This window comes from Pseudomonas sp. LBUM1653 (assembly GCF_059716115.1).
The window spans coordinates 6,900,045-6,921,371 of the sequence record NZ_CP166803.1 but is presented as its reverse complement, the minus strand read 5'-3'; the positions used below and the strand labels follow the sequence as shown (position 1 = coordinate 6,921,371).

Sequence of the window (21,327 nt, the reverse complement as noted above, 5' to 3'; positions counted from 1 at the left end):
GTCGTCAACGATAACGCGGGAAGCCAGACATCCCGCGGCGTTCTCGGGTTTATCGCGAGCATGCTCGCTCCTACAAGGTTTTGCGTCGGGTTGGATTATTTGATGTTGACCTTCGAGTAGTCCTGACGGCCGAACGGGCTGACTGCATACCCCTCGACATCCTTGTGGGTCAGGGCGAAGGCGGTTGGGTGCGCCAGGGGCAGCCACAATGCCTGTTGCTGGATCTGCGTCTGGGCCTGTTCGTAGAGTTTGGTGCGCACACCTTGCTCGCCGGTGGTCTTGCCCGCGCTGATCAACTTGTCCAGGTCCTGGTTGCAATAGCGGGCAAAGTTGGTGCCGGACTTGACCGCCGCGCAGGAAAACTGCGGCGTGAGGAAGTTGTCCGGGTCGCCGTTGTCACCGGCCCAGCCCATGAACAGCAGGTCGTGTTCGCCGGCCTTGGCGCGGCGAATCAGCTCGCCCCATTCGATCACGCGGATTTCGGCTTGAATGCCGATTTCTGCCAGATCGGACTGAAGCAGTTGGGCGCCGAGACTCGGGTTAGGGTTCAGCAGGCTGCCAGAAGGACGGGTCCAGATCGTGGTCTGGAAACCATCCTTGAGCCCGGCCTTGGCCATCAACGCCTTGGCCTTCTCGATGTCACGCGGGTAACCCGGCAATGTTTTCGCATAGCTCCAGGTGTTGGGCGGGTAGGGGCCGTTGGCAGGTTCGGCGGTGTCTTCGAACACGGCCTTGACGTAGTTGGCCTTGTCGAAGGCGAGGTTGATCGCCTGGCGCACTTCAGGTTTGTCCAAGGGCGGGTGCTGACTGTTGATGGCAACGAAGGCGGTCATGAAAGCGTCAGTCTTTTCGACTTTCAGCGTCGGCTCTTTCAGCGCGGCCTGGACATCCAGAGGCTTGGGCGACAGGGCGATCTGGCATTCATTGCGGCGCAATTTCTGCAAGCGCACGTTGGCGTCAGGGGTGATGGCAAAGATCAGCGGGTCGACCGAGGGCTTGCCGCCAAAGTACTCGGCATTAGCTTTGTAGCGAACCGTGGCGTCCTTCTGGAAGCGCGTGAAAACGAACGGGCCGGTGCCGATCGGCTGGCTGTTGAGCTTCTCCGGCGTGCCGGCTTTCATCAGCTTGTCGGCGTACTCGGCCGAGTAGATCGAGGCGAAGCCCATGCTCAGGGTGGCGAGGAAGGTGGAGTCCGGGTGATCAAGGGTAAAGCGTATGGTCAGCGGGTCCAGCGCGTCGATCTTCTTGATCAGTGCGGGCAATTGCATCGACTGAGCATGGGGAAAGCCGCTCTGGGCGACTTTGTGCCAAGGGTTGGCCGGGTCGAGCATCCGGTCGAAGCTGAACTTCACGTCTTCGGCAGTCAGTTCACGCGTCGGGCTGAAGTAGTCGGTGCGATGAAATTTTACCTGCGGGTGCAATTTGAAGATGTAGGTCAGGCCGTCCGGCGTGACCTCCCAGCTGTCCGCGAGGCTGGCGACCACTTTGCCGCTGGCGGTGTCGAAGTCCACCAGGCGGTTCATCAGCACGTCGGCCGAGGCATTGGTGGTGGTCAGCGAGTTGTATTGCACTACATCGAACCCTTCGGGGCTGGCCTCGGTGCAGACGCTCAGGGCGGCGGCGTAGGCCTGTGGGCCCAGCAGAAGCGGGGCAAGCAACAGCGGTAGGGCAGCGAGGCGCATGGTCGGGTTCCTTTACAGATCGAAGGCCCATCTGCAAGTGCAGTCTGGAAAAGGCTTACCCTAGTGGGCTGGATTGCAAATGACTATCCCCTTTTTCGTTTTCAGGGGACTATAGCCAATCGATTCTGGTGAGCGCTGGTTGGAAAAAAGCTGGATTGGCCTGTCGGGAAGATTCTCTGCGACGAGCGGTCGCAATCCACGATAGCCTTGATCCAAGGCGCCTGGCGCCTGAAAAGTGGGGTTTTTATCAACTCAACGCACACCGAATGTTGTTGCTCTCGAGTCTTTCTGGTATAAAGCAGCGCTCTTTTCTAGGGGCCCGGTTCCTTCGTTTGTAGGTGTAGCCGGTAAGACCCTTAAAGAAACGCGGCGCCTGGCGCCAAATGACTGAGAGATTAAGCGGCCAACCCATGCCGGGTTGGGCATGTGGTTTTAGAGGGCTGAGGCATGTCGAGAGTCTGTCAAGTTACCGGTAAGGGTCCGGTGACTGGGAATAACATTTCCCACGCAAATAACAAAACCCGTCGTCGTTTCCTGCCGAACCTGCAGCATCACCGCTTCTGGGTTGAAGAAGAGAAACGTTTCGTGCGTCTGCGCGTATCTGCCAAAGGCATGCGCATCATCGACAAGCGTGGCATCACTGTCGTGCTGGCCGAAATCCGCGCCGCTGGCAAGATCTAAGGGAGCTAATCATGCGTGAATTGATTCGTTTGATTTCGAGCGCCGGTACTGGTCACTTCTACACTACCGACAAGAACAAGCGCACTACCCCGGACAAAATCGAGATCAAGAAATTTGATCCGGTTGTTCGCAAGCACGTGATCTACAAGGAAGGCAAAATCAAGTAATTGATTTTTCCCGACTTACGAAAAAGGCCCGTATCGTGAGATACGGGCCTTTTTTGTTGCCTGAATTTTGTGGTGTCTGTCAGGGCCCCATCGCGAGCAAGCTCGCTCCCACAGTTTGTGATCGACACAGATCCCCTGTGGGAGCGAGCTTGCTCGCGATGAGGTCGGCCAGGACAGCGCAAATCCTCAGGCTTTCTGCTCGAACGCCACATAGATCTTGCGGCACGGCTCCAGCACCTCCCAAGTACCCCGGAACCCGGCCGGGATCACGAAGCGATCGCCGGCGCGCACGGTTTTGCTGTTGCCGTCGTTGTCGCGCAGCACGGAAACGCCCTGAACGATTTCGCAGTATTCATGCTCGGTGAAATTCACCAGCCACTGACCGACAGCGCCTTCCCACACACCGGCATTCAACTGGCCGCATGGGCTGTTGTAGTGGTTGTACACCACTTGCTCGGGATCACCCTTCAGGACTTTTGCCGGGTCTGGGCGATAACGCTCGGGCTCGGTGGTGGCCTGGCTGAAGTCGACGATGTTCTGGATGCTCATTGTTGTATTCCCCCGTGATTGCGACGCGAGTGGTTGAAAGAACCGAAGTCTATGTTTATTAAAATGAACATCGCAAGGCCGTTTGCCGGCGTTATGTCAAATATATTGAAACTTCACCTGCCGCTGGTTTAGGGTGGTGGTTGCCTTGGACCGTAAGCAGGCTGGCCGGGCAGAATTCCTGACAGCGCCCGCGAAGAACGCGGGTGTCGTATTCAATAAGAGGAGGACACTCGCATGACCACCCTGACTCGTGCCGACTGGGAACAACGCGCTCGCGATCTGAAGATCGAAGGCCGCGCCTACATCAATGGCGAATACACCGATGCCGTCTCCGCCGAGACCTTCGAGTGCATCAGCCCGGTCGATGGTCGCCTGCTGGGCAAGATCGCCAGCTGCGACGCCGCTGATGCCCAGCGCGCTGTTGAAAACGCCCGCGCCACCTTCAATTCCGGTGTCTGGTCGCGCCTGGCGCCGACCAAGCGCAAAGCCACCATGATCCGTTTCGCCGGCTTGCTCAATCAACACGCCGAAGAGCTGGCCCTGCTTGAAACCCTGGACATGGGCAAGCCGATCAGCGACTCCCTGTACATCGACGTTCCCGGCGCGGCGCGAGCCCTTAGCTGGAGCGGCGAAGCCATCGACAAGATTTACGACGAAGTGGCGGCTACTCCGCACGATCAGCTGGGTCTGGTCACTCGCGAGCCAGTCGGCGTTGTCGGCGCCATCGTGCCCTGGAACTTCCCGTTGATGATGGCCTGCTGGAAACTCGGCCCGGCGCTGTCTACCGGTAACTCGGTGATCCTCAAGCCGTCCGAAAAATCGCCGCTTACTGCCATCCGCATCGCTGCCCTGGCCGTCGAAGCCGGCATTCCGAAAGGCGTGCTAAACGTGCTGCCAGGTTACGGTCACACCGTCGGCAAGGCCCTGGCCCTGCACAACGATGTCGACACCCTGGTGTTCACCGGTTCGACCAAGATCGCCAAGCAACTGCTGATCTACTCCGGCGAGTCGAACATGAAGCGCGTCTGGTGTGAAGCTGGCGGCAAGAGTCCGAACATCGTGTTTGCCGATGCGCCAGACCTGCAGGCCGCCGCTGAAGCCGCGGCCGGCGCCATTGCGTTCAACCAGGGCGAAGTCTGCACCGCCGGTTCGCGCCTGCTGGTCGAGCGTTCGATCAAGGACCAATTCCTCCCGCTGGTGATCGAAGCGCTGAAAACCTGGGCCCCGGGCAACCCGCTGGACCCTGCGACCAACGCCGGCGCGCTGGTCGATACCCAGCAGATGAACACCGTGCTGTCGTATATCGAGTCCGGTCACAGCGACGGCGCCAAACTTGTCGCGGGTGGCAAGCGCACGCTTCAGGAAACCGGAGGCACCTACGTTGAGCCAACGATTTTCGATGGCGTGAGCAACGCGATGAAAATCGCCCAGGAAGAAATCTTCGGGCCGGTCCTGTCGGTCATCGCTTTCGATACCGCCGAAGAAGCCATCGCGATTGCCAACGACACACCGTACGGCCTCGCCGCAGCAGTGTGGACCAAGGACATCTCCAAGGCTCACCTGACGGCCCGCGCACTGCGTGCCGGTAGCGTATGGGTCAACCAGTACGATGGCGGCGACATGACGGCGCCGTTCGGTGGCTTCAAGCAGTCGGGCAACGGTCGCGACAAGTCGCTGCATGCGTTTGACAAGTACACCGAGCTGAAGGCGACCTGGATCAAGTTGTAATGTGACGCGAGCCCTGGCGATGCCGGGGCTCAAAGCAAATCCCCTGTGGGAGCGAGCCTGCTCGCGAAAGCGGTATGACAGTCGACATCAGTGTTGAATGTTGCTCCGTCTTCGCGAGCAGGCTCGCTCCCACAGTGTTTTGTGTGTCGTAGAAAATAACAATCCACAGGAGCGTGGAACATGCGTTGGGCGACGTATTTCGCCGTGTTGGCGTCTGTCTTGAGTGTCGGCCTGGCCCTGGGTGTCAGCATGCCGCTGGTGTCGTTTCGCCTGGAAAGCTGGGGCTACGGCTCGTTTGCCATCGGCGTGATGGCGGCAATGCCGGCCATTGGTGTGCTGCTGGGCGCGAAGATTTCCAGTCATCTGGCGGCTCGTCTGGGCACGGCCAATCTGATGCGCCTGTGCTTGTGGGCCGGGGCGGTGTCCATCGGTTTGCTGGCGTTGCTACCGAGCTATCCGATCTGGCTGGTGCTGCGCTTGATGATCGGCGTGATCCTGACCCTGGTTTTCATCCTCGGTGAAAGCTGGATCAACCAACTGGTGGTTGAAGAGTGGCGCGGACGGCTGGTGGCGCTGTATGGCAGCAGTTACGCGTTGAGCCAGTTGGCCGGGCCGATACTGCTGGGCGTGCTGGGTACCGAGCACGATTACGGTTTCTGGGTTGGCGTCGGTCTGCTGGTGGCGGCGCCGTTCCTGTTGCTGGGACGCGACGGTGCGCCCGGCAGCGAGGCCTGCAGCGTGACGTTCGGTGATTTGTTGACCTTCTGCCGTGGCCTGCCGGCAATTGCCTGGGCGGTGTCGTTGTTCGCCGCGTTCGAAGCGATGATCCTGACGCTGCTGCCGATTTACTGTCTGCGCCAGGGCTTCACCACGGAAATCGCCCTAGCGATGGTCAGCACGGTGGTGGTCGGCGATGCCTTGCTGCAATTGCCGATTGGTGCGCTGGCGGATCGGGTGTCGCGGCGTGCGTTGTTTACCGGCTGCGCGGTGGTCCTGCTGGTGTCGAGCCTGGCGATCCCGATGCTGATCGACACCCTGCTGATCTGGCCGCTGTGGGTACTGTTCGGCGCCAGTGCTGGTGGGCTGTTTACCTTGTCGCTGATCCTGATCGGCGAGCGTTATCGCGACGATGCGCTGGTTCGGGCCAATGCGCACATCGCGCAGCTGTGGGGGATCGGTTGCCTGCTGGGGCCGTTGATCGCCGGTGCCGGCAGCCAGTGGATCAGTGGGCATGCGTTGCCATTGCTGATGGCGGCGGGTGCGTTCGGCCTGGTGATTCTGCTGTCGCGCCAGGGCGCGTTTGGCGCGGTACAGCCAGCGTAGGATCCTTTAAAGCATCCGCTCCAGCCCGACGATGTCGCTGAGCCAGGCATTGAAGCGCCGCCACCAGCTGCCCGGTTCCCTGGTCAGGGTGTGCATTTTGTCGTCGTCTTCGGTCACCCAGACGACCTCGCCATTCTCCAGTCGCGCCTGATAACTCAGGGCCGGTGCCATGCCCTGCAACGCCAGATCGCGAACGTGGCCTGCAAGTTCCGGGCTGTCCACCAGCACCCCGACTTCGGTGTTCCACAGCACCGAGCGCGGATCGAAGTTGAATGAGCCGATGAAGGACTTTTGCTGGTCGAAGATGATCGCCTTGCTGTGCAGGCTGGAATCGGAATCCCCATAAGACTTGCTGGAAAACAGGCGAGGTCCGCTGCCGCTGTCGTCGCCGGGCTGACGGCGCAGCTCAAAGAGCTGCACGCCGTGCTCCAGCAGCGCCTTGCGATACGGTGCATAACCGCCATGCACCGCCGGGACGTCCGTGGCTTCCAGTGAGTTGGTCAGCAAGCGTACTGACACTCCGGCGTCAGCGCGTCCGGTGAGGTATACCAAACCCGGTGGGCCGGGTATGAAATAGGCCGAGACCATCACCAGCTCTTTGCGGACGCCATCGAGTGCGGGCGCCAACTGAGTCGTCAGCAGCAACTGAGGGTCAGGCTCGCCGTCGGCCAACACCTTGCTCGGTGCATCCCACAGCGCCTGACTCCACGCCCAGATCAGCTCTTTGCGCCAGATGTCCAGGCGCGGCTGCGTTTTGAAAGTCATCAACTGTTGATAGAGCGCGTGGTTCTGTTTGCGCGATTCCTCCAGGGATTCTTCTAGCCGGGTCCGGGTGTTTTGCAGATCCTCGGCAGTCGGTTTGCTGGAGACAAATTCATCGATCGGCTTGCTCAGGGCGCTATTCCAGTACTGGTCGAAACTTTGCCCCAATTGCTCGGCGACCGGGCCAACGCCGAGCATGTCGATGTCGCGAAAATTAAGGTTGGGCTTGGCATCGAAATACTCGTCCCCCAGATTGCGCCCACCGACAATGGCCATGCTGTTGTCGGCCAGCCACAGCTTGTTGTGCATGCGCCGATGTTGCAGCGACAGATTGAGCAACCGGCCCATGGTGCGCGTCACGCCGGTGCTGCGACCCAGATGCAAGGGGTTGAACACGCGAATCTGGATCTGTGGATGCGCCGCCAGGGTGGCGATGGTCTTGTCCAGGCCATCGCTGGTGGTGTCATCGAGCAGAATGCGTACGCGTACGCCGCGGTCCGCAGCCTTGAGCAGTTCGGCCACCAGCATCCGGGTGCTGATGCCGTCATGGACGATGTAGTACTGCAAGTCGAGGCTGCTTTGCGCGTTGCGAATCAGCTCGGCGCGGGCGGTGAAGGCCTCGATGCTGTCGGAAAGCAGACGAAAACCGGATTGCCCTTGGTGCGGTGCGGCCTGGGCTAGCACCGAGCGGCCGAACGCCGAGTCACTCGCCGGCAATGCCTGGCTCGATCCGCGCTGCAAGTCGAAATTGGCGCAGCCACTCAAGAACGAGGCAAGTAACACAAGAGCAAGCAGGGGCTGTCTGACTCTCATGTGGGATCGTTCCGATTGGCTGCAGGTGATGGCATATGGACGCTGGTATCCAGAGAAAGGTCAGTCGGTGAGTTGGTCGTTTTCAGCCAGCAGTCTGATGGCCTCGGCACCGACCTTGCGCACAGCTTCTTCAATCTGTGCTGTTGGTTTGGCAGCGTAGTTCATGCGCAGGCAATTGCGATATTTGCCCGAGGGGGAAAATATGCTGCCGACGGCAATCTGTACGCCTTGGTCGTGCAAGGCACGATTCAGTTTCAGGGTGTCGAAGCTCTCCGGTAGCTCAACCCATAGCATGAAGCTGCCTTGCGGGCGGCTGGCACGGGTTCCCGGCGGAAAGTAGCGGGTGACCCAGTCGATCATCATGTCTCGATTGCGCTGGTATTGAGTGCGCATTCGCCGCAAATGCGGTTCGAAGTGGCCAGTCTTGAGGAATTCCGCGATAGCAATCTGCGGTTGCGGCGCGGTGGAACCGGTGCTGATGTATTTCATGTGCAGCACGCGTTCCAGATAGCGACCGGGCGCGACCCAGCCGATGCGCAGGCCGGGGGCCAGCGTCTTGGAAAATGAACTGCACAGCAGGACGCGGCCATCTTCGTCGAAGGATTTGATCGTGCGCGGACGCGGATAGCTGTAGGACAGTTCGCCATACACATCGTCCTCGATGATCGCTACGTCGAAGCGCTGTGCGAGCGTCAACAACGCGCGTTTGCGCGACTCCGGCATAATGTAGCCCAGCGGATTGTTGCAGCTCGGCGTCAACTGTATGGCCTTGATCGGCCACTGTTCCAGGGCCAGTTCCAGCGCATCCAGGCTAATCCCGGTGAGCGGGTCGGTGGGAATCTCCAGGGCTTTCATGCCCAGGCCCTTGAGTGTCTGCATGGCGCCGTGGAAGCTTGGCGAATCCACCGCGACGATGTCCCCCGGCTCGCAGATCGAGCGGATGCTGGTGGACAGCGCTTCGTGGCAGCCGGTCGTTACCACCAGATCACCGGGGCTCAGTTGGCAGCCGGAATCGAGCATCAAGCGGGCGATCTGTTCGCGCAGTTCGAGGTTGCCGTGGATGTTGTCGTAATACAGGCCGGGCATGTCTTGCCGACGGCTGAGTTGTGCCAGGCCACGCAGCAGCGGTTTGAGGGTCGGAGTGGTGATGTCCGGCATGCCGCGGCCCAGTTGCACCACATCTTTACGCGGCACGGCGCGAATCAACTCCAGCACCTGCTCCCATTGTGAAATTTCCACCGGTCGCTGGGCCGGGCGGCTGATGGCCGGCAACTCGGGCAGCTCACGAGTGACCGGCACGAAATAGCCGGACTTGGGTCTTGGCGTGGCCAGCCCGTTGTCTTCGAGTACGCGATAGGCCTGCTGCACAGTGCTCAGGCTGACCCCGTGTTCGATGCTGAGTGCTCGTACCGATGGCAGCCGATCACCCGGGCGATAGAAGCCTTGTTCGATACGTGTGCCGAGTAGCTCGGCGAGGTTTACGTAAAGAGTCATGGTGCAGTCTCGATAGGGTGATTCGGTTGACCAGTACAGATGGGGTGAAAATTCAGGATTCAGACGTTTCGATGGTCTATCTGTATGGAAATAATACTGTTTGGTTGAATCTGTAATGGTTTTCGCCGTCCACGCATCATGAAAGCTCTGGCTACCCAAGTAAACAGGAGCAATCAAAATGAACGGCTTGAGCGATGTGCGGCTGACATTACACAGTCAGGAGCTGGCGGCAGGGCAAGATAACAGCGCACGCGAGGCGGACCTGCGCAATGCGCCGTCCGGCCTTAAGCGCTGGAATCAGTTCTGGCGTCGTCTGCACACGCGCAAGGCGTTGCTAGAGCTGACACCCGCTCAGCTCAAGGATATCGGGCTGACGCGTGAGCAGGCGCGGGAGGAGGGGTTGAAGCCCTTTTGGCGGATTTGATTTTGGTGGCGTTCTTCAGGGCCTCATCGCGAGCAAGCTCGCTCCCACAGTACCGCGTCGATCAGAAATCTTGTGTATGACGCGAACCCTGTGGGAGCGAGCTTGCTCCGGGCGGCGTTCCGACGATAGCGTCGGCACAAACACTGACAAACCTTCAGGCCAACTCTTTAAGCCGATGCCACAGCATCCCCAACGCCAACAACGGCGAGCGCAAATGCTTGCCGCCGGGGAAGGTGATGTGCGGCACCTTGGCGAACAGATCGAAGCCACCACTGTGCTGTCCGCTGATAGCCTCGGCCAGCAGCTTGCCCGCCAGGTGCGTGGCGTTCACGCCATGACCGGAATAAGCCTGGGCGTAATACACGTTCGGTTGCGCCTTGAGCCGGCCGATCTGCGGTAGACGGTTGGCGCCGATGCCGATCATCCCGCCCCACTGATAATCGATCCCCACTCCGGCCAATTGCGGGAAGACGTCCAGCATCTTCGGTCGCATATAGGCCGCGATGTCTTTCGGATCTCGCCCCGAGTAATGGCAGGCGCCGCCGAACAGCAGGCGCCGATCCGCCGAGAGTCTGTAGTAATCCAGCGCCACCCGCTGATCGCAGACCGCCATGTTCTGCGGCAGCAGTGCGTGGGCCAGTTCTTCGCTCAAAGGCTCCGTGCCGATGATATAGCTGCCGGCGGGCAGCACTTTGCCACTGAGTTCGGGATTGAGTTCATTGAGGTAGGCGTTGCAGCCCAGTACCAGCGTCTTTGCCCGGACCGAGCCTTGGGCCGTATGCACCTTGACCTCGGGACCGTAATCGATGCGCGTGACGGCCGACTGTTCGAACAGCTTCACGCCCAGTTGCTGCGCGGCGGCGGCTTCGCCCAGCGCCAGATTCAGCGGGTGCAGATGCCCGGAGCCCATGTCGATCAAGCCGCCAACGTAGCGGTCTGAGCCGACCACGGTGTGCATTTCATGGGGTTGCAGCAGACGGGTTTCGTAGCGGTAGCCGAGGCTGCGCAGTTCTTCGGCGTCTTCGGCGAAGCCATCGAGATCACGGGGCTTGTTGGCAAGGTCGCAGTAACCCCAGGTCAGGTCGCAGGGGATCTGAAAACGCTCGACTCGTTGTCGGACGATTTCCACCGCTTCCAGGCCCATGAGTTTCATCTGGCGCACGCCTTCCGTACCGATCACGTTGGCGAATTGATCAAGGCCATGGCCAACCCCCCGAATCAATTGCCCGCCATTGCGGCCGCTGGCGCCCCAGCCGATTTTATGGGCTTCAAGCAGCACCACATCCAGACCGCGTTCAGCCAATTCAAGCGCCGTGTTCAACCCGGAGAATCCGCCACCAACCACGCAAACGTCAGCCACCTGTTCGCCGGTCAGCACCGGATGGTCCGGCTGAGGCAGGCTGCTGGCGGCGTAATATGAGGCGGTGTGCTGGTGATTCGGGACAGGCTGATGAGCACGGCCATTCATGTGCGTGATCCTGATTCGTGTGTCTAGAAAATTTGACGGAGCATAAGCCGGACCTTGAAGACGGGCAACACACTGGTCGGCCGGTGCTGTCTGGATCGGGGCTTTTACGTCAGAATCCGGCTCTGTTCCGAGATCGGTAGTGGTTTAGATGAACTGCAACAGTCAGAAAATTCGCACGCTGCGCCAGCAGATTCCCTCGTTCGAGTGCGTGCCCGGTTGCCATGACTGCTGCGGCCCGGTAACGACCTCGCCGGAGGAAATGTCCCGTCTGCCGCGCAAGACCCGCGCCGAGCAGGATGCGGCGATGGATGAACTCAATTGCGTTCATCTGGGGCCGAACGGCTGCACGGTGTATGACGAGCGGCCGCTGATCTGCCGGTTGTTTGGCACCACCAAGACGTTGCCATGCCCCAATGGGCGCGGGCCGGTGGAGTTGATTCATCCAAATGCCGAGAAGCAAGTCTTTGAGTACATGGCCTCGAATCGGCAGGTGTTGGTTTGATCGTTCCCACGCTCTGCGTGGGAATGCAGCCCGGGACGCTCTGCGTCCCAAGAGCCGAACGCGGAGCGTCCGTTGAGGCATTCCCACGCAGAGCATGGGAACGATCTGTTTAAGTTCAATCCGGAATCGGCAGGCTCAGACTCTCCTTCACCTCTTCCATCACGATATAGCTCTTGGATTCGCGCACATGCGGCAGCTTGAGCAGGATGTCGCCCAGCAGTTTGCGGTACGAGGCCATCTCGGATATCCGCGCTTTCACCAGGTAGTCGAAATCTCCTGACACCAAGTGGCACTCCAGGACGTGGGGCAGTTTCAGCACCGCGCGTCGGAACTCTTCGAAGGTATCGCCGGACTTGTAATCGAGGCTGATCTCGACGAACACCAGGAGACTTCCCTTGAGGTGCTGCGGATTGAGCCGGGCGTTGTAGCCCATGATGATCCCTTCGCGCTCCAGGCGTCGCACCCGCTCGGTACAGGGCGTGGTCGAGAGCCCGACCTTCTCCCCAAGCTCGGTAAAGGATATGCGCCCGTCCGCTTGCAGGATCCGCAAGATGTTGCGGTCGATCTTGTCCAGCTCACGTTTGGTCTGGGTGTTGGTACGCATAGGGGATGCGCCTCCGTGAAAAGGGTTTTTGCCGAGAATTGTCGCCAAATATAGGCGCTTATATAGTGAAAAGCACTGGCAAATCTTTTTTACACTGCGCACATCTGAAGCTCTGAACAACAAACGTCAGCGGTTAGCCGCGATGAGGGAAATGAAAATGCGCGTTATGGTCTTGGGTAGCGGCGTCATCGGTACCACCAGTGCTTATTATCTGGCGCGTGCCGGGTTTGAAGTGGTGGTGGTGGACCGGCAGCCGGCTGCTGCCATGGAGACCAGTTTCGCCAATGCCGGGCAGGTCTCGCCGGGTTATGCCTCGCCGTGGGCCGCGCCGGGTGTGCCGCTCAAAGCCATCAAATGGCTGCTGCAGCGCCATGCGCCCTTGGCGATCAAGGCGACTGCCGACATCGATCAGTACCTGTGGATGGCACAGATGCTGCGCAACTGCACCGCCAGTCGTTACGCGGTGAACAAGGAGCGCATGGTCCGCCTGTCCGAGTACAGCCGTGATTGCCTCGACGAATTGCGCGCCGAAACCGGTATCACCTACGAAGGCCGCAGTCTCGGTACTACTCAATTGTTCCGCACCCAGGCCCAGCTTGATGGCGCCGCGAAAGACATCGCCGTGCTGAAAGAGTCCGGCGTGCCGTTCGAACTGCTCGACCGTGAAGGCATTGCCCGCGTCGAGCCGGCCCTGGCCAGCGTGACCGACATCCTCGCCGGTGCCCTGCGCCTGCCGAACGACCAGACTGGCGACTGCCAGATGTTCACCGTTCGCTTGGCCGAAATGGCCGCCAAGCTCGGTGTGCAATTCCGCTTCGGCCAGGACATCCAGCGCCTCGACTTCGCCGGTGATCGCATCAACGGCGTGTGGATCGACGGCAAGCTGGAAACCGCTGACCGCTACGTGCTGGCCCTCGGCAGCTACTCGCCGCAACTGCTCAAGCCGTTGGGCATCAAGGCGCCGGTGTATCCGCTCAAGGGTTACTCCCTGACCGTGCCGATCACCAACCCGGCGATGGCCCCGACCTCGACCATTCTCGACGAGACCTACAAGGTCGCGATCACCCGTTTCGACAACCGCATCCGCGTTGGCGGGATGGCGGAGATCGCCGGTTTTGACCTGTCGCTGAACCCGCGCCGGCGCGAAACCCTGGAGATGATCGTCAACGACCTTTATCCTCAGGGCGGCAATCTGGCCGAGGCCAGCTTCTGGACCGGCCTGCGTCCGACCACCCCCGACGGCACGCCGATTGTCGGCGCTACCCCGTTCAAGAACCTGTTCCTGAACACCGGTCACGGCACCCTCGGCTGGACCATGGCCTGCGGCTCCGGTCGCTTGCTGGCTGACCTGATGGCCAAGAGAAAGCCGCAGATCAGCGCCGAAGGCCTCGATATTTCCCGTTATGGCAGCAATCGTCAGGAACCAGCAAAACATGCCAGTCCAGCGCCTGCTCACCAGTGAGTTCACAGTAGCCGCCCTGCGATAAGCAACAACGTAAGATCCCTCTTCCGGTGCTACTGGCGGTTATCGCCGACAGCAGCGCCGGTTTTTTTTAAACGACCGACCAGAAGTCTGCCGCCATGCGTCCTGCCCGTGCCCTGATCGACCTCCAAGCCCTTCGTCACAATTACCAAATCGCCCGTGAAGTCACGGGGGCCAAGGCCCTCGCGGTAATCAAGGCTGATGCCTATGGTCATGGTGCAGTGCGTTGCGCCCAGGCGCTGGAAGCCGAGGCGGACGGGTTTGCCGTGGCCTGCATCGAAGAAGCCCTGGAGCTGCGAGCGGCGGGCATTCGCGCGCCGGTGTTGCTGCTGGAAGGTTTTTTCGAAGCCGATGAGCTGTCGCTGATCGTCGAGCATGATTTCTGGTGCGTGGTGCATTCGCTGTGGCAACTCGAAGCGATCGAGAAGGCCGCATTGAGCAAGCCGATCACCGTCTGGCTCAAGCTCGACTCGGGCATGCACCGGGTCGGCCTGCACCCGAAGGATTATCAAGCGGGCTATCAACGGCTGCTGGCCAGCGGCAAGGTCGCGAAGATCGTGTTGATGAGCCACTTTGCTCGCGCCGATGAGTTGAACAGTCAAGCCAGTGCCGAGCAGGTCGCGGTATTCGAAGCGGCGCGCCAAGGCTTGTCGGCCGAGATCAGCCTGCGCAACTCGCCGGCGGTGCTCGGTTGGCCACAGGTGCCGAGCGATTGGGTACGTCCGGGCATCATGCTCTACGGCGCCACGCCTTTCGAAGAAGCCAACGCCGTGGCTTCGCGCCTGCAACCGGTGATGACCCTCGAATCGAAAGTGATCAGCGTGCGTGAATTGCCGGCCGGTGAGCCAATTGGCTACGGCGCGAAATTCATCACCCAGAAGCCGATGCGCGTTGGCGTGGTGGCCATGGGTTACGCAGATGGCTACCCGCGGTTGGCGCCAACCGGCACGCCGGTGCTCGTCGCCGGGCAACGCAGCCAGCTGATCGGCCGGGTGTCGATGGACATGCTGTGCATCGACCTGACTGATGTGCCGCAAGCCGGCCTCGGTTCGACCGTCGAGTTATGGGGCAAAAATATCCTTGCCAGCGACGTGGCCATCGCGGCCGGCACGATTCCTTATCAGATCTTCTGCAACCTGCGCCGGGTGCCAATGCTCTATTCCGGGAGCTAGGACCAAACCGCCCGGACCGGAAGTCGCCTCGCCGAACAGGATTCAGGTCAAAGTGTTGTAAATACTGAACGCTGTCGCCATGATAACGCTCAATATTCCAACAACCTGAATTCCTGGAGGCTCCAGCATTGGACGTCGGTGAACGACTGCAATCAATCCGCAAGCTCAAAGGTCTTTCCCAGCGTGAACTCGCCAAACGCGCGGGCGTCACCAACAGCACGATTTCGATGATCGAGAAGAACAGCGTCAGCCCCTCGATCAGTTCGCTGAGGAAAGTGTTGGGCGGGATTCCCATGTCCATGGTCGAGTTCTTTTCCGAAGAAATCCTGCAGGAAAAACCGACTCAGATCGTCTACAAAGCCAACGAGCTGATCGATATTTCCGATGGTGCAGTGACCATGAAACTGGTCGGCCGGGCTCACCCGAGCCGCGCTATCGCATTCCTCAATGAAATCTACCCGCCAGGCGCCGACACCGGTGACGAGATGCTCACCCATGAAGGCGAGGAAACCGGGATTTTGGTGGAAGGGCGGCTGGAACTGGTGGTGGGGCTTGAAACATTTGTGCTCGAAGCTGGCGATAGCTACTACTTTGAAAGTACCAAGCCGCATCGTTTCCGTAATCCGTTCGATGCGCCGGCGCGACTAATCAGCGCAGCAACACCCGCGAATTTCTAAGGAAAGAGGCGCCCTGCCGGCATGGCCGAGGCACCCGAGCCGTTTGACCATTGCGCAACAAGACCCCTTCGACTTTGGGGTTGTTTCAGTGTCGCGGGCTTACCGCTATACTTGCGCCCGCCTGCGAACCGTGGCCGTAGGCGTGACTAGCCACCATTGAGGGTGAACGCGTGAATCTAATTATGAAAATGCTGGCCGCACCAGCAACCGTATTGGCCCTCTGGGCTGTCAGCGCTCAAGCTGCGACGAACGACGAAATTGCCAAACGCCTTGAGCCAGTCGGCCAGGTCTGTGTCCAGGGCAAAGAGTGCAAGGGCATGGAAGTCGCCGCTACGGCTGGCGGCGGAGGTGGCGCCAAGGCACCTAAAGACGTTATTGCCAAGCATTGCAATGCTTGCCACGGCACCGGCCTGCTGGGCGCGCCGAAAATCGGCGACAAGGCAGCCTGGAAAGAGCGTGCCGATCACCAGGGCGGCCTCGACGGCATCCTGGCCAAAGCCATTACCGGTATCAACGCGATGCCGCCAAAAGGCACTTGCGCCGACTGCTCCGATGACGAGCTGAAGGGCGCCATCAAAGAGATGTCCGGCCTGTAACCAGTCCGCCTCTTTCGCAAAAAAGCCGCTTGCGAGCGGCTTTTTTGTGCCTGCAATTTCGTTAAACGCGCTGATTTCTGTAGGAGCGAGCATGCTCGCGAAAAACCTGAAAACGCCGCGGGGCATCAGGCTGCCAGCGTAATCGTTGACGACCATCGTCGGAACGCCGCCCGGAGCATGCTCGCTCCTACAAGTTTTTCTGAGCCGGCCGATTAGGCTTAACAGGCTGTTCATTGCAGCAAAGACCCGGCAAGCTCGGTCCAACCCCACTTCATGGAATGTACGGGAGGATCGGATGGTACAGCTGTGTTCTATCGAGCAAGCGGTCGATGAGGTGTTGGCACGGTTGCCGGCGCATATTCATATGGGCCTGCCCTTGGGCCTGGGCAAACCCAATCATTTCGTCAACGCGCTGTACCAACGTGTCGCGCAATTGCCGCAGCGGCAACTGACGATCTACACCGCCCTGTGCCTGGGCCGGCCCGCGTTGGGCGACGGATTGCAAAAGCGCTTTCTCGAACCCTTTATCGAACGGGTCTTTGGCGATTATCCCGAACTGGATTTCCTCGCCGGCCTGCAACGCGACAGCCTGCCAGCCAATATCCACATCCAGCAGTTTTTCATTCAGCCGGGCAGCCTGCTCAACAGCGCGTCGGCCCAGCAGGATTACGTCAGCAGCAACTACAGCCACGCCGCCCGGGACATCAACGCCGCCGGGTTGAACCTGGTCGCGCAACTGGTGGCCAGCCATGGCGAGCACCCCGATCGCTTGAGCCTGAGTTGCAATCCGGACATCACCCTAGACCTGTTGCCGATGATCGCCAGGCGCCGGGCTGCCGGGGAGACGATCCTGATGGTCGGCCAGGCGCACGACGGTTTGCCTTATATGCCCGGCGATGCCGAAGTCGGTATCGATACCTTCGACTTGCTGATCGACGAGAAAGACAGCACCACACTGTTTTCCACGCCGAACATGCCGGTGGGTTTCCAGGATCATTTTATTGGCCTGCACGCCAGCGCACTGGTGCGTGATGGCGGCACCTTGCAGATCGGCATCGGTTCCATGGGCGATGCGCTGACCGCTGCGTTGTTGGCGCGTCAGGCCGACAACGACGCTTACAAGGCTTTGTTGAGCGACATGAATCTTAGCCAGTGGGCACAACTGATCGAGCGCGAAGGCGGCATCGAACCGTTCGCCAAAGGCTTGTACGGTTGTAGCGAAATGTTCGTCAACGGCCTGCTGGTGCTGGCCGACGCCGGGATCGTGCGGCGCAAGGTTTACCCGGATGTGCCGACGCAGCAGCAGGCCAATGCTGGCACCCTCGACGAAGCCGCGCAAACCGACGGCATCTCGGTGCATGGCGGGTTTTTCCTCGGTCCGCGTAGTTTCTATCAACGCTTGCGCGAATTGCCGCAGAGTAAACGGCTCGAATTCAACATGACTCGTATCAGCTACATCAATGAGCTTTACGGGCAGGAAGAACTCAAACGCTTGCAGCGGCTTGATGCGCGATTTATCAACACAGCGTTTACCGTGACCCTGCTAGGCGCCGGAGTGGCAGATCAGCTCGAAGATGGGCGCGTGGTCAGCGGCGTGGGCGGACAGTACAACTTTGTTGTCCAGGGACATGCACTGGAAGGTGCGCGGTCGGTGTTGCTGCTGCGCAGCTGGCGCGAATCGGGCGGTGACGTCAGTTCGAACATTGTCTGGTCGTACGGCCATTGCACCATCCCGCGACATCTGCGCGACGTCGTAGTCACCGAGTACGGCATCGCCGATCTGCGCGGGAAAACCGATGCAGCGGTGATCGAAGCCTTGCTGAACATCAGTGATTCACGCTTCCAGCCAGGGCTTATCGAGCAGGCACAGAAGGTCGGCAAATTGCCCGGGGATTTCCAGCTCGATCCACGTTTCAGTGATAACCGCCCTGAGCGGTTGCAGGCGATTCAGGCGCGGCACCCGCAGCTGTTTGCGGAATATCCGTTGGGCTGTGATTTCACCGATATCGAACAGGATCTGTTGCGGGCGCTGAACTGGCTCAAGAGCAAGTTCAAGCTGAGTGAAGTGCTGGAGCTGGGCAAGGCTGCGCTGGATGCACCGCAGCCTGCATCCTTTCCCGAACACCTGGAGCGTATGCAACTGACCAACCCGGAAGGGCTGAAGGAGGATTTGTTTCAGCGCTTGTTGCTCACGGGCCTCAAGGCCACCACACCGCTCTGATCGTTCCCACGCTCTGCGTGGGAATGCCTCTTCGGACGCTCTGCGTTCGGCTCTTGATGGGACGCAGAGCGTCCCGGGCTGCATTCCCACGCAGAGCGTGGGAACGATTAATGGCGGGGGATTACTCGATGAAGGTTACAACGCCATCCTTCAGCGACTGCACGCGCGCCAGCGACTCAACGCGATAACCCTGGGCATCCAGCTCCGCACGACCGCCCTGGAACGACTTCTCGATCACGATCCCCAACCCTGCCACGGTGGCACCGGCCTGCTTGATGATCGAGATCAGCGCTTGCGACGCCTTACCGTTAGCCAGGAAGTCATCGATGATCAGCACGCGGTCGCTGCTGGTCAGGTGGCGCGGAGAAATCGCCACGGTGCTTTCGGTCTGCTTGGTGAACGAGTAAACGGTCGCCGACAGCAGGTTTTCAGTCAGGGTCAGGGACTGATGCTTGCGAGCGAAAATCACCGGCACACCAAGGTTCAGGCCGGTCATGATCGCAGGCGCAATGCCCGAAGCTTCAATGGTGACGATCTTGGTGATGCCCGAATCCTTGAACAGCGTGGCGAATTCATCGCCGATCAGCTTCATCAGGGCCGGGTCGATCTGGTGGTTCAGAAAGGCGTCGACTTTCAGGACCTGATCGGAAAGCACGATGCCTTCTTCGCGAATTTTCTTGTGCAGTGCTTCCATGAAGCTGTCCTCGTTTGGCGTCTTTTGCGCCGAAGGTCTAAATAAAAGTGGTCAATTCTAGCGCTTTAACATCGCGCGTATATCCGCCAATGCGCTATTGCCACGCACGGCTTTGACTTCGGTCGGTGTGTCGTCGTTGCCTTCCCAGGCAAGGTCGTCCGGCGGCAGTTCATCGAGGAAGCGGCTCGGTGCGCAATCGATGATCTCGCCGTATTGCTTGCGCTTGGCGGCGAAGGTGAAGGCCAGGGTCTGGCGCGCGCGGGTAATGCCCACGTAGGCCAGGCGCCGTTCCTCTTCGATGGTGTCGGCTTCGATACTGGAGCGGTGCGGAAGGATTTCTTCTTCCATGCCCATGATGAACACGTAGGGGAATTCCAGACCCTTGGACGCGTGCAAGGTCATCATCTGTACGCCTTCGGCGCCGTCTTCCTCTTCCTGCTGACGCTCGAGCATATCGCGCAGGACGAGTTTGCCGATGGCGTCTTCGACGGTCATCTCGCCTTCTTCGTCTTTCTCGAGCGTGTTTTTAAGTGCCTCGATCAGGAACCACACGTTGCCCATGCGGTAATCGGCGGCCTTGTCGCTGGAGCTGTTGGTGCGCAGCCAGTTCTCGTAATCGATGTCCATGACCATGCTGCGCAGGGCCGAGATCGGGTCTTCGCCGGCGCATTGCTCGCGGACCTTGTCCATGAAGCGCTTGAAGCGCGACAGGCGATCGGTGAAGCGGCTGTCCAGATGCTCGCCCAAGCCGATCTCGTCGGTGGCGGCGTACATCGAGATTTTTCGCTCGGTGGCGTAGTTGCCCAGCTTCTCCAAAGTAGTCGAACCGATCTCCCGGCGTGGGACGTTGATCACACGCAGGAAGGCGTTGTCGTCGTCCGGGTTCACGATCAGGCGGAAGTAGGCCATCAGGTCTTTCACTTCCTGGCGGCCGAAGAAGCTGTTACCGCCGGACAAGCGATACGGCACTTGGTGATGCTGCAACTTCAGTTCGATCAACTTGGCCTGATAGTTACCCCGGTACAGGATCGCGAAATCGCTGTAAGGCCGATCAGTACGCAAGTGCAGGCTGAGGATTTCCACGGCCACGCGCTCGGCTTCGGCGTCTTCGTTGCGGCAGCGGATCACCCGGATCTCGTCGCCGTGGCCCATTTCACTCCACAGCTGTTTCTCGAATTCGTGGGGGTTGTTCGAGATCAGCACGTTGGCGCAGCGCAGGATGCGGCTGGTGGAGCGGTAGTTCTGCTCCAGCATCACCACTTTCAGGGAAGGGTAGTCTTCCTTGAGTAGCATCAGGTTTTCCGGGCGAGCGCCGCGCCAGGCGTAGATCGACTGGTCGTCGTCGCCCACCACGGTGAACTGGTTACGCTTGCCGATCAGCATCTTCACCAGCAGGTATTGGCTGGCGTTGGTGTCCTGGTATTCGTCCACCAGCAGGTAACGCACCTTGTTTTGCCACTTTTCCAGAATGTCGGCGTGTTCTTCGAACAGCTTCACCGGCAGCAGGATCAGGTCGTCGAAGTCCACCGCGTTGAACGCCTTGAGCGTGCGCTGATAGTGGGTGTAGACGATGGCGGCGGTCTGTTCCTTGGGATTGCGCGCGTTTTCCAGGGCCTGGGCCGGCAGGATCAGTTCGTTTTTCCAGGCGCCGATCATGTTCTTGATCTCGTCGACGCCGTCGTCGCCCGAGTATTCCTTTTGCATGATGTCGGTCATCAGGGCCTTGACGTCGGTCTCGTCGAAAATCGAGAAACCGGGTTTGTAGCCCAGCCGCACGTGTTCCTTGCGGATGATGTTCAGGCCCAGGTTGTGGAAGGTGCAGACCGTCAGGCCGCGGCCTTCACCGGCGCGCAGGAGGGTGCCGACCCGCTCCTTCATCTCGCGCGCGGCCTTGTTGGTGAAGGTCATGGCGACGATGTACTGGGCGCGAATCCCGCAGTTCTGGATCAGGTGTGCGATTTTGCGCGTGATCACGCTGGTCTTGCCGGAGCCTGCACCGGCGAGCACCAAAAGAGGGCCGCCGACATAGCTCACGGCTTCTTGCTGCCGGGGATTGAGTCGGGACATAGGTAAATTCAGGAGTCAGTCACGAAATGGGCCGGCATTTTAACAGGCTCAGCGAATTGTGCTGCTCTCTCCGACTTGTGACGTACAACGCGATCTCTAATTGCCGGTTTTGTTACTTTCACGCAGGATGCGCAACGAATTCGCGTCTAATGTTCGTAATTCCGGATACAAAGGCCTCGTTTGATGGCGGATGTCCATTGGTCATTGGGGATCGGCGCGG

The 21,327-nt window shown here is 59.8% G+C and carries 19 protein-coding genes; 11 read left to right on the top strand and 8 right to left on the bottom strand.

Going from position 1 to position 21,327, the window contains the following annotated elements; genetic code table 11:
• Positions 1 to 95: 95 nt before the first annotated feature.
• Complete coding sequence (locus ACA054_RS31390; protein ID WP_497687572.1) at positions 96 to 1,682, bottom strand: ABC transporter substrate-binding protein; 1,587 nt, start codon at positions 1,680 to 1,682, stop codon at positions 96 to 98.
• A 447-nt stretch (positions 1,683 to 2,129) separates the two neighbouring features.
• On the opposite strand from ACA054_RS31390, the gene rpmB reads away from it, so the two are divergent.
• Both rpmB and rpmG read left to right on the top strand, forming a co-directional pair.
• The gene (gene rpmB, locus ACA054_RS31385) at positions 2,130 to 2,363 is read left to right on the top strand and encodes a 50S ribosomal protein L28 (RefSeq protein ID WP_003176907.1); all 234 of its coding nucleotides are present in this window, start codon (positions 2,130 to 2,132) and stop codon (positions 2,361 to 2,363) included.
• Between the two features lie 11 nt (positions 2,364 to 2,374).
• On the top strand, positions 2,375 to 2,530 hold the full coding sequence (rpmG, locus tag ACA054_RS31380; RefSeq protein WP_007894709.1) for a 50S ribosomal protein L33: 156 nt from the start codon (positions 2,375 to 2,377) through the stop codon (positions 2,528 to 2,530).
• Positions 2,531 to 2,716: 186 nt separating this feature from the next.
• On the opposite strand, the gene ACA054_RS31375 is transcribed toward rpmG, so the two are convergent.
• On the bottom strand, positions 2,717 to 3,079 hold the full coding sequence (locus ACA054_RS31375) for a cupin domain-containing protein (RefSeq protein ID WP_046818525.1): 363 nt from the start codon (positions 3,077 to 3,079) through the stop codon (positions 2,717 to 2,719).
• A 234-nt stretch (positions 3,080 to 3,313) separates the two neighbouring features.
• On the opposite strand from ACA054_RS31375, the gene ACA054_RS31370 reads away from it, so the two are divergent.
• Both ACA054_RS31370 and ACA054_RS31365 read left to right on the top strand, forming a co-directional pair.
• Entirely contained in the window at positions 3,314 to 4,807 is a 1,494-nt protein-coding gene (locus ACA054_RS31370; RefSeq protein WP_497637174.1) for an aldehyde dehydrogenase, read from the top strand.
• 180 nt (positions 4,808 to 4,987) lie between these two features.
• Positions 4,988 to 6,130, top strand: a complete 1,143-nt coding sequence (locus ACA054_RS31365; RefSeq protein WP_497687571.1) for an MFS transporter — start codon at positions 4,988 to 4,990, stop codon at positions 6,128 to 6,130.
• 6 nt (positions 6,131 to 6,136) lie between these two features.
• Here the strand turns inward: ACA054_RS31365 and ACA054_RS31360 are convergent, their stop codons facing one another.
• The gene (locus ACA054_RS31360) at positions 6,137 to 7,705 is read right to left on the bottom strand and encodes a phospholipase D family protein (RefSeq protein ID WP_497687570.1); all 1,569 of its coding nucleotides are present in this window, start codon (positions 7,703 to 7,705) and stop codon (positions 6,137 to 6,139) included.
• A gap of 60 nt (positions 7,706 to 7,765) precedes the next feature.
• Positions 7,766 to 9,199: an aminotransferase-like domain-containing protein gene (locus ACA054_RS31355; RefSeq protein ID WP_497687569.1), complete on the bottom strand. Its 1,434-nt coding sequence runs from the start codon at positions 9,197 to 9,199 to the stop codon at positions 7,766 to 7,768.
• 178 nt (positions 9,200 to 9,377) lie between these two features.
• On the opposite strand from ACA054_RS31355, the gene ACA054_RS31350 reads away from it, so the two are divergent.
• Positions 9,378 to 9,623 carry a DUF1127 domain-containing protein gene (locus tag ACA054_RS31350; RefSeq protein WP_497687568.1) on the top strand — a complete coding sequence of 82 codons (246 nt, stop codon included), beginning with the start codon at positions 9,378 to 9,380 and terminating at the stop codon, positions 9,621 to 9,623.
• 154 nt (positions 9,624 to 9,777) lie between these two features.
• Here the strand turns inward: ACA054_RS31350 and ACA054_RS31345 are convergent, their stop codons facing one another.
• The gene (locus ACA054_RS31345) at positions 9,778 to 11,091 is read right to left on the bottom strand and encodes an NAD(P)/FAD-dependent oxidoreductase (protein ID WP_497687567.1); all 1,314 of its coding nucleotides are present in this window, start codon (positions 11,089 to 11,091) and stop codon (positions 9,778 to 9,780) included.
• A 148-nt stretch (positions 11,092 to 11,239) separates the two neighbouring features.
• Between ACA054_RS31345 and ACA054_RS31340 the strand changes: the two genes are divergently transcribed.
• A complete protein-coding gene (locus ACA054_RS31340; protein ID WP_497687566.1) occupies positions 11,240 to 11,593 on the top strand; it encodes a YkgJ family cysteine cluster protein in 354 nt (117 codons plus the stop codon).
• 115 nt (positions 11,594 to 11,708) lie between these two features.
• Here the strand turns inward: ACA054_RS31340 and ACA054_RS31335 are convergent, their stop codons facing one another.
• On the bottom strand, positions 11,709 to 12,197 hold the full coding sequence (locus ACA054_RS31335) for an Lrp/AsnC ligand binding domain-containing protein (RefSeq protein ID WP_003177284.1): 489 nt from the start codon (positions 12,195 to 12,197) through the stop codon (positions 11,709 to 11,711).
• A 157-nt stretch (positions 12,198 to 12,354) separates the two neighbouring features.
• On the opposite strand from ACA054_RS31335, the gene dadA reads away from it, so the two are divergent.
• From dadA to ACA054_RS31310, 5 genes are all read left to right on the top strand, one after another.
• Positions 12,355 to 13,659: a D-amino acid dehydrogenase gene (dadA, locus tag ACA054_RS31330; protein WP_497687565.1), complete on the top strand. Its 1,305-nt coding sequence runs from the start codon at positions 12,355 to 12,357 to the stop codon at positions 13,657 to 13,659.
• 119 nt (positions 13,660 to 13,778) lie between these two features.
• Entirely contained in the window at positions 13,779 to 14,852 is a 1,074-nt protein-coding gene (gene alr / locus ACA054_RS31325) for an alanine racemase (RefSeq protein ID WP_497687564.1), read from the top strand.
• 128 nt (positions 14,853 to 14,980) lie between these two features.
• Positions 14,981 to 15,529 (top strand): cupin domain-containing protein, encoded by a 549-nt coding sequence (locus ACA054_RS31320; RefSeq protein ID WP_007947433.1) that lies wholly within the window; start codon positions 14,981 to 14,983, stop codon positions 15,527 to 15,529.
• Between the two features lie 182 nt (positions 15,530 to 15,711).
• The gene (locus ACA054_RS31315; protein WP_497690399.1) at positions 15,712 to 16,125 is read left to right on the top strand and encodes a c-type cytochrome; all 414 of its coding nucleotides are present in this window, start codon (positions 15,712 to 15,714) and stop codon (positions 16,123 to 16,125) included.
• A 295-nt stretch (positions 16,126 to 16,420) separates the two neighbouring features.
• A complete protein-coding gene (locus tag ACA054_RS31310; protein WP_497687563.1) occupies positions 16,421 to 18,346 on the top strand; it encodes an acetyl-CoA hydrolase/transferase C-terminal domain-containing protein in 1,926 nt (641 codons plus the stop codon).
• Positions 18,347 to 18,467: 121 nt separating this feature from the next.
• On the opposite strand, the gene ACA054_RS31305 is transcribed toward ACA054_RS31310, so the two are convergent.
• Together ACA054_RS31305 and rep are read right to left on the bottom strand one after the other, a co-directional pair.
• A complete protein-coding gene (locus ACA054_RS31305) occupies positions 18,468 to 19,040 on the bottom strand; it encodes a xanthine phosphoribosyltransferase (RefSeq protein WP_007934646.1) in 573 nt (190 codons plus the stop codon).
• Between the two features lie 57 nt (positions 19,041 to 19,097).
• Positions 19,098 to 21,107 (bottom strand): DNA helicase Rep, encoded by a 2,010-nt coding sequence (rep, locus tag ACA054_RS31300; RefSeq protein WP_497637163.1) that lies wholly within the window; start codon positions 21,105 to 21,107, stop codon positions 19,098 to 19,100.
• Positions 21,108 to 21,327 lie beyond the last annotated feature (220 nt).

Bases quoted from the DNA above. Each gene is read 5' to 3' on its own strand.
- ACA054_RS31390 (WP_497687572.1), bottom strand. From the start codon at position 1,682: ATGCGCCTCGCTGCCCTACCGCTGTTGCTTGCCCCGCTTCTGCTGGGC.
- rpmB (WP_003176907.1), top strand. From the start codon at position 2,130: ATGTCGAGAGTCTGTCAAGTTACCGGTAAGGGTCCGGTGACTGGGAAT.
- rpmG (WP_007894709.1), top strand. From the start codon at position 2,375: ATGCGTGAATTGATTCGTTTGATTTCGAGCGCCGGTACTGGTCACTTC.
- ACA054_RS31375 (WP_046818525.1), bottom strand. From the start codon at position 3,079: ATGAGCATCCAGAACATCGTCGACTTCAGCCAGGCCACCACCGAGCCC.
- ACA054_RS31370 (WP_497637174.1), top strand. From the start codon at position 3,314: ATGACCACCCTGACTCGTGCCGACTGGGAACAACGCGCTCGCGATCTG.
- ACA054_RS31365 (WP_497687571.1), top strand. From the start codon at position 4,988: ATGCGTTGGGCGACGTATTTCGCCGTGTTGGCGTCTGTCTTGAGTGTC.
- ACA054_RS31360 (WP_497687570.1), bottom strand. From the start codon at position 7,705: ATGAGAGTCAGACAGCCCCTGCTTGCTCTTGTGTTACTTGCCTCGTTC.
- ACA054_RS31355 (WP_497687569.1), bottom strand. From the start codon at position 9,199: ATGACTCTTTACGTAAACCTCGCCGAGCTACTCGGCACACGTATCGAA.
- ACA054_RS31350 (WP_497687568.1), top strand. From the start codon at position 9,378: ATGAACGGCTTGAGCGATGTGCGGCTGACATTACACAGTCAGGAGCTG.
- ACA054_RS31345 (WP_497687567.1), bottom strand. From the start codon at position 11,091: ATGAATGGCCGTGCTCATCAGCCTGTCCCGAATCACCAGCACACCGCC.
- ACA054_RS31340 (WP_497687566.1), top strand. From the start codon at position 11,240: ATGAACTGCAACAGTCAGAAAATTCGCACGCTGCGCCAGCAGATTCCC.
- ACA054_RS31335 (WP_003177284.1), bottom strand. From the start codon at position 12,197: ATGCGTACCAACACCCAGACCAAACGTGAGCTGGACAAGATCGACCGC.
- dadA (WP_497687565.1), top strand. From the start codon at position 12,355: ATGCGCGTTATGGTCTTGGGTAGCGGCGTCATCGGTACCACCAGTGCT.
- alr (WP_497687564.1), top strand. From the start codon at position 13,779: ATGCGTCCTGCCCGTGCCCTGATCGACCTCCAAGCCCTTCGTCACAAT.
- ACA054_RS31315 (WP_497690399.1), top strand. From the start codon at position 15,712: ATGAAAATGCTGGCCGCACCAGCAACCGTATTGGCCCTCTGGGCTGTC.
- ACA054_RS31310 (WP_497687563.1), top strand. From the start codon at position 16,421: ATGGTACAGCTGTGTTCTATCGAGCAAGCGGTCGATGAGGTGTTGGCA.
- ACA054_RS31305 (WP_007934646.1), bottom strand. From the start codon at position 19,040: ATGGAAGCACTGCACAAGAAAATTCGCGAAGAAGGCATCGTGCTTTCC.
- rep (WP_497637163.1), bottom strand. From the start codon at position 21,107: ATGTCCCGACTCAATCCCCGGCAGCAAGAAGCCGTGAGCTATGTCGGC.